Here is a 15,548-nt window from a genome sequence, read left to right as displayed (position 1 = left end):
CTAGAGGGATGTGTGTCTATGCAGGAGCTTCAGCCTGGTCTTGTTGTCATCCATGGCAATCATCTAGAAGAGCTGCGAGCCCTTGCAGTGCAGTGGATGCGCAGCTACCCGCTGCGACCACTGGAGAATGAAGTGCTGCTGGTGCAGAGCAACGGTATCGCCCAGTGGCTGAAACTGGCGCTGGCTGAAGACCCGCAAAACGGCGGCTGCGGCATTGCCGCGGCGCTGGATGTGCAGTTGCCGGCGCGCTTTTTGTGGCAGGTGTATCGCGGGGTGCTGGGGGCGCAGACCACGCCGCAGTCCTCGCCGCTGGACAAGGCTGCGCTGAGCTGGCGGCTGATGCGCCTGCTGCCCAGCTTGCTCACGAACCCGGTTTTCGCAAGCCTGAAGCGCTTTCTGGAAAAGGACGATGAACAGCGCAAGCTGCACCAACTGTGCGAGCGGTTGGCGGACTTGTTCGACCAATACCAAGTGTACCGCGCCGATTGGCTGGAAGACTGGGCTGCCGGGCGGGATCAACTTCAACACATCAAGGGCACTGCGCAGCCATTGGATGCGCCGAACCTGTGGCAGGCGCAGCTATGGCGCGAGGTGCTGGCCGACGTTGGCGAGGGCGCGCTTGAACAAAGTCGCGCTGGAGTTCACAAACGTTTCGTCGCTCACCTGCGCAGCGCTGCCCAGGCGCCAAAGGGGCTGCCACGCAGGGTTGTGGTGTTCGGCATTTCCTCGATGCCTGCGCAGGTGCTTGAAGCCCTGAAAGAGCTTTCACGCTACAGCCAGGTGCTGCTGTGCGTGCACAACCCTTGCCGGCACCACTGGGGCGATATCGTCGCCGACAAAGACATGCTGGCGCACCACTACCGTCGCCAACCCGCCCGTGTTGTTGCCGCTGCTGCGAATGGATACGGCCAACCTCTGCTCGCTGCCTGGGGCAAACAGGGGCGCGACTACATCAACCTGCTTGACCACCACGACGAGCCTGGCAGTTATCGCCACCTGTTCGAAGATCTCAACGGCGGGCGTATCGACCTGTTTACCGAGCCGGATACGGCAACCCTGCTGGGCCAGTTGCAAAGCGACATTCTCGAACTGCGCCCGCTACCGGAAACCCGCGAAACCTGGGGGGCGGTAGACGCTGCCGCCGACCGCTCGCTGCGTTTTCACGTGGTGCACAGCATGCAGCGTGAAGTGGAGGTGCTGCACGACCAACTTCTCGCCCGCTTCAGCGCCGACAAGCAGTTGAGCCCACGGGATGTGATCGTGATGGTGCCAGACATCAACGCCTACACCCCTTACATCGAGGCGGTGTTCGGCCAAGTGCCAAAGAGTGATTCGCGCTACCTGCCGTTTACCGTGGCCGATCAAGGCCAGCGCGGCCGACAGCCGCTGCTGATCGCCCTGGAGCACCTGCTCAAGCTGCCCCACAGCCGCTTCGCGGCCAGCGACATTCTCGACCTGCTGGACGTGCCGGCCTTGCGCGCGCGTTTCGCGATAAACGAAGCAGACGTACCCACCCTGCAACGCTGGATCGACGGTGCCGGTGTGCGCTGGGGGCTCAATGCCGAGCAGCGCGAAAGCCTGGGCATGCCGGCGGGCCTCGAGCAGAACACCTGGCGCTTCGGCATGCGGCGCATGCTGCTGGGCTACGCCGCTGGGCGAGCGCCTCAGCTCAACGGTATCGAACCCTACGACGAAGTGTCGGGGCTGGAAGCTGCCCTCGCCGGGCCGTTGCTGACCTTGCTCGACCACTTGGAAGTGGCCCTTCAGGAGCTCCAGCAACCGGCAACGCCGGTGCAATGGGTAGAGCGCCTGCAAGCCTTGTTGACCGTGTTCTTCCGCCCGGTGAGCGACGCCGAGGAACTACTGGTCAACCTATTGCTCAAGCTGCTCGACGGTTGGTTGCGCACCTGCGAGTTGGCGCAGTTCACGCTGCCACTGCCGCTGAGCGTGGTGCACGATGCCTGGCTCAGTGGTATCGAAGATGGCGGCCTGTCGCAGCGCTTCCTGGCCGGCGCGGTGAACTTCTGCACCTTGATGCCGATGCGGGCGATTCCGTTCAAGGTGGTGTGCCTGCTGGGCATGAACGATGGCGATTACCCGCGCCAGCAATCGCCGGTCGATTTCGACCTGATGCGCAACGACTATCGCCCCGGCGACCGCTCGCGACGTGAAGATGACCGCTACCTGTTGCTGGAGGCCTTGCTGTCGGCCCGCAAGCAGCTGTATGTGAGCTGGGTAGGCCGCAACATCCGCGATAACAGCGAGCGCGTACCCTCGGTGCTGATCGGCCAGTTGCGCGACCACCTGTCCAGCGGCTGGCGCTCGGCCAACGGCCAGCCGCTGCTATCGGCATTGACCCAGGAGCATCCGCTGCAACCCTTCAGCGCCGCCTACTTCGCCAACGAGCCGGGGCCTGATGGCTTGTTCACCTACTCCAGCGAATGGCGCGAGGTGCATGACGAGCACGACTCGCAGCCAGTAGGCGAACGCCTGCCCGCGCCGGTGCAGGACACGCCGTTGAGCCTGCGGCAACTTTCCGAGTTCGTGCGCGACCCGGTGAGCGCGTTCTTCAGCCAGCGGTTGAAGGTCAACTTCGATGACGACGAGTTGGTCAACCGCGATGACGAGGCCTTCCAGCTCGATGGTCTGGAAAACTGGCAACACCAGGACCGGCTCACCCAGGCGCTCAAGCGCTGGGTCGAGGAGGCGTACGAGCCCGAACAGGCCCTGACCGAGTTGGACCAGCAAGTGCAGCGCCTGCAACGCGAGGGCGCCTTGCCACTGGGCGGCTTCGGCACATTGAGCGCCTCGGCGCTGGTGGAGCCGATGCCGGGCCTGCTGGCGCGCTACCACGCCCAACTGCAAGCCTGGCCCGAACTCGAAGAAGGCCAGAGCGCCGCCGTCATTGACGCCACTGACGAGCGTCCCGGCCTCAAGGATTGGCTGGGTGGGATTCGCCGCAGCGCGTTTGATGAGCGAGCCTACCTGCAACTGGACAGCAAAAAGCTGTGCAGCGGCGACAGCTTGCGTTGGCAGCACCTGGTGCGGCCTTGGTTGCGGCACTTGGCGTTGCAGTTGAACGGGCCTGCCTGCACGACCATTCTGGTGGGTTTGAATGGCGATGTGGTGTTCCGGCCAGTGCCTGAACACCAGGCCCGGGAGCAGCTGCAAGCGCTGCTCCAGGCCTGGGTGGCGGGCATGCAAGAGCCGCTGCCGGTGGCCTGCGAAAGCGCCTTCGCTTGGTTGACAGCGGGTGGGGAAAGCAGCGATTCGGCTTACGACAAAGCGCGCGATATCTATGAAGGCGGCTACATGAAAAAGGGTGAAGTGGAGCGCTCGTTCGCCCAACGGCGTGCCTACGCCGACTTCGACCAACTGTGCGCGAGCGGCCAGTTCGCGGCCTGGGCCAAGCTCCTGTATGGCGGCCTGTTCGGCCACTTCACCTCGACCGACGCAGGGAGCGACCGATGACAGCGGTTAACCTCAATCCCCTCGATTTCCCCCTGTATGGCAGCCGCTTGATCGAGGCTAGTGCGGGCACCGGCAAAACCTTCACCATCGCCTTGCTCTACGTGCGACTGGTGCTGGGCCATGGCGGCGAGGCTGCCTTCAAGCAAGCGCTGACGCCGCCGCAAATTCTGGTAGTGACCTTCACCGACGCCGCCACCCAAGAGCTGCGTGACCGCATTCGCGCACGCTTGAACGAGGCTGCCCAGTGCTTCCAGGCACCCGATGAGCGTCACGACCCGCTGCTGGTGAACCTTCGCAACGGATACCCCGCCGACCAGTGGCCGACCTGTGCTCGGCGGTTGCAGTTGGCCAGCGAGTGGATGGACGAGGCGGCGGTTTCGACCATTCATGGCTGGTGCTACCGGATGCTGCGCGAGCACGCCTTCGACAGCGGCAGCCTGTTTACCCAGACACTGGAAACCGACCAGCGCGAATTGCTCGATGAAGTGGTCAGGGATTACTGGCGCCGGCAGTTCTATAGCGTGTCGCCCGAGTTTGCCAAGGTGGTGACGGATTGCTTCAAAAGCCCTATCGAGCTGCGCGAGGCATTGACGCCGCTGCTGTCGCGTACCGATGCCGAGTTTCGGCAAGGGGGGGTATCGATCACGGCACCCGCGAAACTGGATGCCTTGCTTCAGGTAACCGCCGACTGGAATGCCAAGTACGCCGCGCTCGAAGCGCCGGCGCGCGCCGCTTGGGCAGAGGATATCGTGGCGTTGGAGGCCGTGCTGCACGAGGCCCGCACCTCGCACTCCTACCCCACCAAGAGCCGCGAAACCCTGGAGAAGATGCTTTGCAATATCGCGGCCTGGAGCCAGGGCGGCGAAGCCTGTGACCACGTGTTCAAGTGTGGGCAGACCCGCTTCAAGCTAAAAAAGGGCGGCAGCATTGCCAGGCACCCAGCGTTCGAGGCCATCGATGCGTTGGCCGACCACAAGGCCACCAAGCAAGACATCCGCGCGCAGTTGCTGCTGCATGCTCTTCGTGAAGTGCAGGGCGCCTTCGAGGAAGAAAAGCTGCGCCGGGCGCAGATCGGTTTCGACGACTTGCTCAACCGCCTCGGTCGTGCGCTGCAAGGCCCCTCCGGCCCGCGCCTGGCGCAGACCATTCGCCAGCAGTACCCGGTGGCCCTGATCGACGAGTTCCAGGACACCGACCCGGTTCAGTACGGCATCTTCGACAAAATCTACTGCATTGGAGAAAACCTGCCCGACTGCGGCCTGTTCATGATCGGCGACCCGAAACAGGCAATCTATTCGTTCCGTGGCGCCGACATCTACACATACCTCAAGGCGCGTGAGGCCACCAAGGGCCGGCATTACACCCTGGGCACCAACTACCGCTCCACCCAGGCGATGGTCGATGCCGCCAACCACTGTTTCAGCTTCGCCGAAGCCCACCCCCGCGCTGCGTTCCGGTTTGCCGAGGAGGGGAAGGAGAACCCGGTGCCGTTCGAATGTGTCGATGCCAAAGGTCGCAGCGATACGTTGGAGATCCAGGGTGAAAAGCAGAAGGCCCTGACCCTCTGGCAGCTGCAAACCAACGGAGTAATCAACAACGCCACTTACCTGCGCGAGTCCTCCGAGGTATGCGCCTCGGCGATTCAGGCCTGGCTCGACCGCAGTGCAGAAAAACCCTCGGGCCTGCGCAACAGCGATGGCCAACTCACTGCACTCAAGCCTGCCGATATCGCCATTCTGGTACGCAGCCGCAAGGAAGCCGAAGCTATTCGCAAGGCCCTTGCGCGTCGCAAACTGGCCAGCGTTTATCTGTCTGACCGCGACTCGGTATTCGAAAGCGAAGAAGCCACCGACCTGCTGTGCATCCTGCGGGCCTGCGCCCAGCCCACCAGCGACCGCTTGCTGCGTGCGGCATTGGCCACCCGCAGCGTGGGCATTTCCTGGCAGGACCTGGAGCAGTTGAACCAGAACGAGCTGTGCTGGGAAGTGCATGTGCAGTGGTTCCGCGACTTCCGCGCGCTGTGGCAGCAACAAGGCGTGCTGCCCATGCTGCGTAGGCTGCTTGCAACCTTCAAGGTGCCGGCCCGTTTGCTGGCTGAAGAGCAGGGCGAACGCCGCCTCACCAACCTGCTGCATCTGGCCGAATGGCTGCAGCGCAGCGCCGCCGAACTCGATGGCGAGCACGCGCTGATTCGCCACCTTGCCGAGCAGATTGAGGAGCAGAGCGAGGAAGAGATTCTGCGCCTGGAAAGCGACTCGGACTTGATCAAGGTGGTAACCGTGCACAAGTCCAAGGGCCTGGAGTACCCCTTGGTGATGTTGCCGTTCGCGTGTAGCGCCAGGGCGGTAGATGGCCGCAGTAAGGCGCCGCCGATGTTCCATGAACAACAGGATGAGCAATACCGCCTGTTGATTGAACTGGCCAAGGGGGACCCGGCAAAGCCTGCGCAGAAACGCGCCGACGATGAGCGCGTGGGCGAGGAAATGCGCCTGCTATATGTCGCTCTCACGCGCGCCCGCTACGCTACTTGGATTTGCGTGGCGCCCCAGGGGTTCAAGACCGGGGGGGCGTCGATAGACTTGCATAAGTCGGGTTTGGGCTATTTGCTGGCAGGCGAAGGCACGGTTGCCCCTGAGCGGTTGGCTGAAGTGGTGGACGCCTTCGCGAAGGGCTGCAACGACATCGCGGTGTGCAAGGCCCCTGCGCAAACCGAGGGTGTACATGTGGCGCCAGCGCGCCCGACGGTAAGCGAGGCCTTGCGCCCATTGCACACGCTGGCGGCGAACTGGTGGATCGCCAGCTACTCCGCTTTGGCAATCGCCGACGACCGTGCGCGGATGGGCGCCGACTCGCCGGTTGCGCCTGAGCCGGCCACTGCGCTGGAGGCCAACCTGCAAGAGCAGGACGACGAGCAGAACCCGCCTGCCGGTGTTGGTATTCACGCCTTCCCCCGAGGAGCGGGGCCAGGCACCTTCCTGCACGGGCTATTCGAGTGGGCCGGCGATGAGGGCTTTGGCAACGCGGCTAGCGACGAGCAAGCCCTGCACGATGCTGTGGCGCGGCGCTGCAACCTGCGCGGCTGGGAGCGCTGGATCGAGCCGTTGTCGGCCTGGCTAAGCCACTACCTGAAGGCCCCCCTGTGCTTCAACGGCACCCAGTGCACGCTCGCAACGCTGAGCACCTATCAGGTCGAGATGGAGTTCTGGTTCTCCAGCCGCAACGTGAACGTTGAGCTCCTCGATGCCCTGGTACGCCAACACACCCTCGGCGGTGCGCCGCGACCGATGCCCGCGCCCAACCAGTTGAACGGCATGTTCAAAGGCTTCATCGACCTGACCTTCGAGCACGAGGGCCGCTACTACGTGGCGGACTACAAATCCAACTGGCTAGGCTGCACCGACAGTGCTTATGCCGCCGAGGCCATGGCCGAAACCATGCTGGACAAACGTTACGACCTGCAGCTGTGCCTGTACCTGCTGGCCCTGCATCGCCAGCTCAAGCTGCGCCTGCCCGGCTACGACTACGAGCAGCACATGGGCGGGGCGCTGTACCTGTTCATTCGTGGGCACCAGGCGCCTACCAATGGCCTGCACTTTGAGCGCCCATCGCAGCAACTGATCGAGCAGCTTGACCAACTCTTCATGGGGCAATTCGCGGAGGCCAGTGCATGAGCCAGACCCTCAAGCAACTGAGCAGTAGCCAGGGCAATTCCGAGCAGGTGGCGGTGTTCATCGGCGCCGCCAGCCACAGCGAGCTCTTGCAGCAACTCGATACCTGGGTGGCGCGTGGCTGGCTGCGTGCGCTGGATCGTGCCTTGGCGAAGTTCATTCTTGAGCAAGATCCTCAGGCCCAGGCCTGCGTGCTGCTGGCCGCTGCGATGACCAGCCACCAGCTGGGCCGTGGCCACGCCTGCCTGGATCTGGCCGCCACCCTGGCCGCCCCGGATTTTGTGCTGTCGCTGCCGCCAGAAGGCGAGGAGGGCGGCACGCTGCCGTCGCAATGGTTGCAGGGCCTGGACGCTAGGCAGTGGCGCCAGGCGCTGGCCGCCAGCACCCTGGTCGAGGACCGCGATGCCCGCCATGACGCCCCAGAACGGCCCTTGGTGCTGGCAGGGCAGCGCCTGTACTTGCGACGCTACTGGAATTACGAGTGCAGCATCGCCCAAGCCTTGAGCACACGCTTGAGCGTGGCGCCCGTCACGCCGGAAAACCTCACCAGCCGCCTCGATGAACTGTTCCCCGCCCGCTCCGAAGCCGAGCGCGCGCAATGCAGCAACTGGCAGAAAATTGCCTGCGCGCTGGCGGCCCGGGGTACCTTCAGCGTCATCACCGGCGGCCCGGGCACCGGCAAGACCACCTCTGTGGTGCGCCTGCTGGGCCTGCTGCAAACTCCGGCGGTCGAGAGCGGCAAGCCGCTGCGTATTCGCCTGGCGGCGCCGACCGGCAAGGCTGCGGCGCGGTTGTCCGAGTCCATTCGCAAGCAGGTTCTGGGGGGGCGGGAGAGTGACGCGGAACACTCTGAGACTCTGAAGTTGAGGGTGAGTGACGCGGTACGCGCCGAGATACCGACGGATGTGACCACCTTGCACCGCTTGCTGGGCAGCCGACCGAACTCGCGCAACTTCATTCACCAGCGCGACAAACCGCTGGAGTTGGATGTGCTGGTGGTCGATGAAGCCTCGATGATCGACCTGGAAATGATGGCCTGCGTGCTGGATGCCCTGCCCCAGGCGGCTCGTTTGATTCTGCTGGGCGACAAGGACCAGTTGGCTTCGGTGGAGGCCGGTTCGGTGATGGGAGATTTGTGTCACGAGGCTGAAAAGGGCAACTACAACGCGCAAACCGCCCAGTGGTTGAGTACCCATAGCGGTGAGGTGCTGCTCGATCCTGAGTTGCAGATGGCCAAAGGCGCTGGCGACCCGCTGGCGCAGCAGACCGTGATGTTGCGCGGCTCGAGGCGTTTCGACCCGCAGAAGGGGATCGGGTGTCTGGCAAAGCTGGTCAACAATAAGCAGGCTAGCGAAGCGCGACGAGTGCTCGAACAGCCATCGGAGCAGCTTTTCAACCTGCCGGTGCGTGGCGAGCAGGATGCCGTACTTACCGACCTTGCCATCGATGGCAACCGCAACGCGCCCGGCTACCGACATTATCTGGAACAACTACGCGACCAGCGCCCCGCACCCGACACACCGTGGGATAGCCAGCTTTGGGCCGACTGGGCGGGCAAGGTGTTGTCTGCATTCGACCGTTTCCGCCTGCTGTGTGCATTGCGTCGGGGGCCTTGGGGCGTCGAGGGCCTGAACCAGCGCGTGGCCACGCAGTTGCGGCGGCGCGGCTTGCTGAGCAGCGACCACGGTTGGTACGAAGGGCGCCCTGTGCTGGTTACGCGCAACGACTACAGCCTAAACCTTATGAACGGCGATATCGGCATCGCGCTATGTGTGCCCGGACCAGAGGGTGCGTTGGCCCTGCGCGTGGCCTTCCCGCGTAATGACGGCAGTGGCGGCGTGCGCTTCGTGCTGCCGAGCCGGTTGGTGGAGGTGGAAACGGTGTTCGCCATGACGGTGCACAAGTCCCAGGGGTCGGAGTTCAACCACACCGCGCTGGTGTTGCCTGATGCGCTGAACCCGGTGTTGACCAAGGAGCTGCTGTACACCGCGATCACCCGCGCCAGGGAGTGGTTCAGCCTGGCCGAGACTCAACCAGGTGTGTTCGAAGGCGCGGTAGAGCGCAACGTGCAGCGCGCCAGCGGCTTGGCATTGCAACTGCACGAGGCGCTGGCTCAACGCGCCTGAGTGGGCGCATTAAGGCATTTGTAGCCGGGGTACTGGATCGTGACCTTTACCATGTCAGAGCCTACGGCCTGGACGGTGAGGGTGAAGTTGACCTGAGGGCCGGCGGCGCTGCAGGAGGCCAACCCGTTGGGGATATCGCGGCTGGTGGATGGCGAATACCGCTGCTAGGGGCAGAATAGACACAATCGCTGCGGTTCGTCGCTCCGACAAGCCAGCTCCTAGGCAAGTCCAACCTGTTGGAGCCGGTTTGCTGCATCAGTGGATGCCTGCTTAAAAGGGGTAGACAAAATCAAGAGGTAAGTCGAGGTGCCAGCATGCGAGCCTTTAGCAGCGATGCCCATGCTGCACTCACATTGAGGTTCGTCTCAATCATGTGAACCGAGATCCCTCGTCTGGTGGCAGCTCCCGGCTAAGAAGCGGACCTTCACAACTGAAATTGGCCGCGCCTTTCTGCCGGACTGGTTCAGAAGCAGAGCCCTGATTTCACTGCCGCGTCTATCAGCCCCTGTGGAGTGCTTACGATATGAAAGTGGATCATGGAGGTACGACTTGGACGGCACACAACCGCAGCCCTGCCCTATTTGTAAGAGCGAATATTCCTTCAGCGGCATAGGGAAGCATTTGAACGAAAAACACGGGTTTACTGTTCCTCGTAAGATTTTGCGGGCCTTGGCTCGATCACCTATTTGCCAGGTATGCAAAGGCAATGGGGGCTGTAAGGTCTGTAAAAACACAGGGTTCATCACGCTAGAGTGCGACAAGCCCGGTCACGTCAAATGTGTCCTTTGCCAGAGGCCTATCAAGGAAGACCAGTACACGGCCCATGTAGAGGTCCATAAGGTCGCCGCTCTGACCTATATCAAGCCGCAGCTCAACAAGGCGTCCCAAGCCGATAAGTCAACGCGAATTCTTAGAGCCATGCCAATAGGGAGCGATTATGTGCCGCCTGCAAAGGCTCAGACTCATCTGTTGACACGCCCTGGTGGCTTTGCACTTGTTTTACCTAAACGGACCGTCATCACTGAGAAGGAAAAACAGCCTGTAGTGCCGTTGAAGCACTGCGACGAATGTGGTTCTGATATAGCCAGCCACGCATTTGAACGACACTTGCGTGAAATGCATCCGAAGGCTGTTGCGCGACCTAAGCGAAAGCAGAAAAGGAAGCGTAAGGCCTTCATCCCTATTTTGCTTGAGTCAGACAGGGCTCCGGTCAAATCCCAATCCCGTGATGCCGTTTGCCCTCGATGCGATGGCCACGGTGGCATCCGAGGAGGCTGCGCCTTATGCGAGGGCACAGGCTGGGTGTCAGCAGAGAACGAAAGACCAACTCATGCAAATGCCAGTGCGCTCGCCGGGACAATATCCACCTATGACTATCTAGGTGACAATGCCGGCGCACACTTCCGCGAAAAAGGCGGAAGGATCGGCAGCATGCCAGTGCACGATAACTACGGGGAAGAATCTGAGGTCTGAGCCATTCCCCCTTGCCGATCAGCGGAACGGCAGGAAAAGGCCGATTCTGTTGAAAAAGTAGCTGCTTCCCCACGCCTTCGGCAGAATTGCCCTGTCAGCGAGCGCGGGGGCGAACAGCATGATGGGGCAGTTACCGGGAGGACAGCAGCGCCTGTTCTACTCGTTCAATCTGGAAGATCACGTCCCGGCCCAACACCTCCTGCGCAGCATCGACCAGTGCTTAGATCTCAGTGATCTGCGCGCCTACCTGGCAGATTTCTATAGCCCCATCGGGCGCCCCTCGATTGATCCGGAGTTAATGGTGCGCATGCTGGTCGTCGGCTACTGCTATGGCATCCGTTCCGAGCGGCGATTGTGCGAAGAGGTGCACCTAAACCTGGCCTATCGCTGGTTCTGCCGACTGGGCTTGGAGGATGAAATACCCAATCATTCGACCTTCTCGAAGAATCGCCATGGACGTTTTCGTGACAGCGATCTGTTCCGCTGGTTGTTCAATGAGGTGCTGCGGCGCTGCATGGCGGCCGGTCTGGTCAAGGGTGAAGGTTTCGCCGTCGACGCCAGCATCATCAAGGCGGATGCCAGCCGGCAACGTGGGGTAGCGGGAGATGAAGTCGATTGGAGTGATCCAAAGCTCAGCAGCCGCGCCGTACGCGAGTACCTCGAAGCCCTTGATGAAGAGGTGTTGGCTGAAGCCCTCCCCAAGAAGATTTCGCTCACCGATCCGCTGTCTCGTTGGACAGCAGCGCCAGGCGGCCCGGCTTACTTTGCCTACTCCACCAACTACCTGATCGACACCGAGTATGGCGTGATCATGGATGTGGAAGCGACTCCGGCGCATCGTACCGCCGAGGTTGATTCGACTAGGACGATGGTTGAGCGTGTCGAAGCGCAGTTCGACCTCACACCGGAACGCCTCATCGGCGACACCGCCTATGGCACTGCGCCGATGCTGGCCTGGATGGTCGAAGAGAAGAACATCGAGCCGCATGTGCAGGTGTGGGACAAGACCGAACGCAAGGACGACACCCTCTCCAGTAATGACTTCCACTGGAATCAGGAGGCCAATGAATACCGCTGCCCAGCCGGCAAACCGCTGCGCAGTGCATGGCGCACCTTCACCCAGCAAAGATCGCGGGTGACCAAGGCCAACACCATCATCTACCGCTCCAGCCAAACCGACTGCGCCACCTGCCCGCTGAAAGCGAAGTGCTGCCCCAATACCGCATTTCGCAAGATCGCTCGGAGCATCCATGAAGCGACCCGTGACGTGGCGCGACGCATCGCCAAGACGCCGGAATACCTCGTCTCTCGTTGCGAACGGAAGAAGGTGGAGATGCTGTTCGCCCACCTCAAACGGATCATGAAACTGGACCGTTTACGACTGCGTGGACTGACGGGTGCGACTGACGAATTCACCTTGGCGGCGACCGTGCAAAACCTGAGACGTATGGCCAAGCTACTGCCTCACGGGCCGCCGATCACGGGATAGGTGCGCCTGCGGCGAGCAGAAACCCTCGAATTAACCCTCAGACCTGGGCAAAAAAGCTCAGTGAAACGCCGAAAGGCAACTTGAAGTGGCTTCCAGCCACTTCGACAGCAGGCACATTCGACCGGCCGGCTGCCGCTAAACCTACTTTTTCAACAGAATCGGCCGACAGCTGCCATCGAGTGTCGGCCGGTTTCATCTTCAATCAACGAACCTATGTCCGCCTTGGCGTGGCAGGTCGGTTTGACGTCTGTTTTTTCTGCCGTATACAAAAATAATTGATCGATGTATTGCGATAGCTTTTGCTCATTGAGCATGCTGGTTATGTGCGAGCTCGTTCGTACGTATAAAAAGAAGAATCAGCATGAACACAGATACTCAAAGTGCTTACCGCTCACTAGCTACACACTTCTACGCGACACGCTTTCCAGAAATCCCTGTATCTGCGCAGGATGAACTGGATGAGTTCAGCATTATCGGTGCGCTGCTGCGTGCTGCCCCCGAGTACCGGCCTGACTACTTCAGAAGGCTGCGTAATGCACTCGCGCTTGATCAGAAGCTCAGGGGGCATTTCTGGATTGCGCAGGAGATCAATCGCACACGTAATCCGATTACCGTCTTGGGCTTGCCTCGCAAACGCAAGCAGGCGCGGCGGCAAAGAATTTCTGATGAAGAGCTTGGGCGCTGGGTTAAGGGGCTGTTAGCGAAAGAGCTGGTGGTCGAGGCGTGTGCTCTGTTGTTGATCAGTATGACTGGCTCACGCCCCTGTGAGCTCAGTGGCATCAGCGTCAGTGGTAATCGCATAGTGATTCCTGGCGCGAAACACAGCCATGGCGGTTTGCGTGGTGCTGACCGAGTGCTTGAAGCCAGTGAGGATTTCTGCAGGCTGGTGAGCGATGCTATGGAGTCCTTTCATTCTGAGGCCAAGAGCTTGGACTCGATACGCATGGCGCTCCATTGCGTTGCTCTTGAGACCTTTCCGGGTAGAAAGGTGCCGAGTATGTACACCTTACGTCACCAGTTTGGATCAAATCTCAAAGCGTCGGGACTGTCGCGGATCGAAGTTGCTTATGTGATGGGCCATCAAGCGACGGACTCAATTGCACGATACGGCGATAAACGATTTGGCCGCGCTGAGGCTGTCCAGGTGAAGCCAGCACGAGAGGCAGACTTATCGAAAGTTCGAACAACACATGCGACCTACGCTCGATCTCGTGCAAAGGCGTTACGCATCAGTTGCTAAAAATCGAACTCACCGAGCACTTACTTTCAGCAGCTCAGCCCAGCGGGTGGTATAGGAAGGAGAGAGCAATTCTCTGCGCATGGTCCACTCCGCTGTTTTGGCAAGTCGTCCCGGCTGCAGCGTACCGCGTCCCCAGCGATTGTTGATCGCATCCATGGTGCTCATCAGTCGCTCAGTCTTTACTGGTTGTTCAGGTGCAAATAGATCTTGCGTGTACTCATCTCGTCTGCACAGATCCAGAAGCAATACTTGGGCTTTGGCGTAGCTAAAGCCATCCCGGTACAGCCGGCTTATGCCTTCTTGGGCTGCTGCAATAATTAGGCGCGTGTCATCGGTCGGGTAGGGGAGTTGGCAAAGTAGGCCATTCGCATATTTGGCCTCAGTGGGGTTGAACATGCCGGTGCGCAAGCTGACGCGAATCTGCCGGCACAGTGAGCCCTGCTGGCGCAGTTTTTCAGCCGCACGGGTGGCGTAAGCGGTCACAGCTTCTTGAATCGGTTCGATGGTTTTCAAGCGTTTACCGAAAGAGCGACTGCAGCAGATTTCCTGCTTGGCCGGAGCGGCCTCTTCAAGCTCTAGGCAGGCAGTGCCGCGCAGCTCACGTGCAGTTTTCTCGACGATCACATTGAAGCGCTTGCGCAGCTCCCAGGCGTCACTACTGGCCAGATCCCAAGCGGTTTTAATGCCTAGTGCGTTGAGATGAACCTGCATACGTCTGCCGATGCCCCAGACATCTTCTACAGGCATAACCTTGAGCAATTTATCGCGGCGTACGGGGTCACGTAGATCGACCACGCCGCCGGTTTGGCGCTGCCAGCGTTTAGCCGCATGGTTGGCTAGCTTGGCCAGGGTCTTAGTTCCGGCGATGCCGATGCCCACGGGTATGCCGGTTTTCTGTTTGATCTCGTTCTGCAGTGTCCTAGAAAGATGTTCCAGTGATTCCGGCATACCGGTCAGGTCGGCAAATGCCTCATCGATGCTGTACACCTCAACCGCTGGCAGACGCGCTTCAATGATGCTCATCACACGCTCGCTCATGTCACCGTACAGCGCATAGTTACTGCTGAACGCTACGATGCCATGGCGCTTGAGTTCGCCACGGATTTCATGGAACAGCGCACCCATCTTCACGAAGGGTTTGGCGTCGGCGGAGCGTGCAATCACACAGCCGTCGTTGTTGCTCAGCACGATGATGGGGGTGCGCTGGAGGTCAGGCCGAAATACCCGCTCACAGCTTGCGTAAAAGCTGTTGCAGTCGATAAGGGCAAAAACCTGCTCAGGCATGGACACGGTGATTCCGTAGGCTGTGACTTACGACGCCCCAGATCATTAGTTCGTCATCATCCAGTACGTAGCGCGGCGCGTAATCAGGGTGTTCGGATTGCAGCACATATGACTTCTGGCATCTGCCCAAGCGTTTGACGAACACATCACCGTTTAAGCAGGCCACCACGACGTCGCCTGGTTTTGCCTCCAGTGCACGACTGACGATCAGGTGGTCACCATCGAAGATGCCTGCTCCGGTCATGCTGTCACCGCTGACCAGCACGACGTAGGTGTGCGGTGCATTGATGTCCAGCAGCTCATCCAGAGAGAGCTTGTGCTCCATGTGGTCCAGTGCCGGGCTGGGGAAGCCAGCCGGAATATGTGCGTCAAAGAAAGGGAGGCGTGTGCTGCTGGCGTGGAGTGCGCCAAGGATCAGGGCGTTGCTCATGAAAAATCGCCGTTAACTGTATTTATGTACAGTATCCGGCTATTTTGAGATCCAGCAAGGCGTGTCCGTCGGTGTAGATAGGCATCTGCTCTAAATGTTTACGGGTGAAAAGTTTACGTATCGCCTTCAGCTGTTCAGGTGCCTATGGTTGATTCATCTCAACCTGAGGAGGTTCGCCATGACCCTGCTGATTTCAATGACTGACCATGTGGTGGTGGTGAGTGTTTTGCTGCTGATGATCGGTCTGGCCAGACTGGCCTATGGCGGCCGCCAAATCTGAATAACTCCTCACAGGTAAGCTCGCATTCGGGCATCGAGCGATAAGTCGGCTGTCGTGAAGTTTACTTACGTGTTTTGCGTGACACGT

8 protein-coding genes are annotated in these 15,548 nt (G+C 60.5%); 6 read left to right on the top strand and 2 right to left on the bottom strand.

The annotated features are described in order from the left end of the window. Nucleotides 1-18: 18 nt before the first annotated feature. The 6 genes from recC (at nt 19) to ACSQ17_RS05230 (ending at nt 13,467) form a co-directional block, all read left to right on the top strand. On the top strand, nt 19-3,471 hold the full coding sequence (gene recC, locus ACSQ17_RS05255; protein WP_436067875.1) for an exodeoxyribonuclease V subunit gamma: 3,453 nt from the start codon (nt 19-21) through the stop codon (nt 3,469-3,471). Beyond that, entirely contained in the window at nt 3,468-7,142 is a 3,675-nt protein-coding gene (gene recB / locus ACSQ17_RS05250) for an exodeoxyribonuclease V subunit beta (RefSeq protein WP_436067874.1), read from the top strand. Before recC ends, recB begins: the two co-directional genes overlap by 4 nt. Continuing rightward, nucleotides 7,139-9,265: an exodeoxyribonuclease V subunit alpha gene (recD, locus tag ACSQ17_RS05245; RefSeq protein ID WP_436067873.1), complete on the top strand. Its 2,127-nt coding sequence runs from the start codon at nt 7,139-7,141 to the stop codon at nt 9,263-9,265. Before recB ends, recD begins: the two co-directional genes overlap by 4 nt. 549 nt (nt 9,266-9,814) lie before the next feature. Continuing rightward, on the top strand, nt 9,815-10,738 hold the full coding sequence (locus ACSQ17_RS05240) for a hypothetical protein (RefSeq protein WP_436067872.1): 924 nt from the start codon (nt 9,815-9,817) through the stop codon (nt 10,736-10,738). Nucleotides 10,739-10,856: 118 nt separating this feature from the next. Next, a complete protein-coding gene (locus ACSQ17_RS05235; protein WP_436067871.1) occupies nt 10,857-12,227 on the top strand; it encodes a transposase in 1,371 nt (456 codons plus the stop codon). A gap of 361 nt (nt 12,228-12,588) precedes the next feature. Continuing rightward, complete coding sequence (locus tag ACSQ17_RS05230) at nt 12,589-13,467, top strand: site-specific integrase (protein WP_436067870.1); 879 nt, start codon at nt 12,589-12,591, stop codon at nt 13,465-13,467. A gap of 9 nt (nt 13,468-13,476) precedes the next feature. Here the strand turns inward: ACSQ17_RS05230 and umuC are convergent, their stop codons facing one another. After that, nucleotides 13,477-14,751: a translesion error-prone DNA polymerase V subunit UmuC gene (gene umuC / locus ACSQ17_RS05225; RefSeq protein WP_436067869.1), complete on the bottom strand. Its 1,275-nt coding sequence runs from the start codon at nt 14,749-14,751 to the stop codon at nt 13,477-13,479. Then, complete coding sequence (locus ACSQ17_RS05220) at nt 14,744-15,181, bottom strand: LexA family protein (protein ID WP_436067868.1); 438 nt, start codon at nt 15,179-15,181, stop codon at nt 14,744-14,746. The genes umuC and ACSQ17_RS05220 overlap by 8 nt, the downstream gene beginning before the upstream one ends. Nucleotides 15,182-15,548 lie beyond the last annotated feature (367 nt).

The organism is Pseudomonas sp. LjRoot71 (genome assembly GCF_964253255.1).
GTDB lineage: Bacteria > Pseudomonadota > Gammaproteobacteria > Pseudomonadales > Pseudomonadaceae > Aquipseudomonas.
This window is presented reverse-complemented; position numbering and strand designations above follow the sequence as displayed.

What these genes read in the sequence shown, in the direction of transcription:
- recC (WP_436067875.1), top strand. Translation starts at nt 19, where the DNA reads ATGCAGGAGCTTCAGCCTGGTCTTGTTGTCATCCATGGCAATCATCTA.
- recB (WP_436067874.1), top strand. Translation starts at nt 3,468, where the DNA reads ATGACAGCGGTTAACCTCAATCCCCTCGATTTCCCCCTGTATGGCAGC.
- recD (WP_436067873.1), top strand. Translation starts at nt 7,139, where the DNA reads ATGAGCCAGACCCTCAAGCAACTGAGCAGTAGCCAGGGCAATTCCGAG.
- ACSQ17_RS05235 (WP_436067871.1), top strand. Translation starts at nt 10,857, where the DNA reads ATGATGGGGCAGTTACCGGGAGGACAGCAGCGCCTGTTCTACTCGTTC.
- ACSQ17_RS05230 (WP_436067870.1), top strand. Translation starts at nt 12,589, where the DNA reads ATGAACACAGATACTCAAAGTGCTTACCGCTCACTAGCTACACACTTC.
- umuC (WP_436067869.1), bottom strand. Translation starts at nt 14,751, where the DNA reads ATGCCTGAGCAGGTTTTTGCCCTTATCGACTGCAACAGCTTTTACGCA.
- ACSQ17_RS05220 (WP_436067868.1), bottom strand. Translation starts at nt 15,181, where the DNA reads ATGAGCAACGCCCTGATCCTTGGCGCACTCCACGCCAGCAGCACACGC.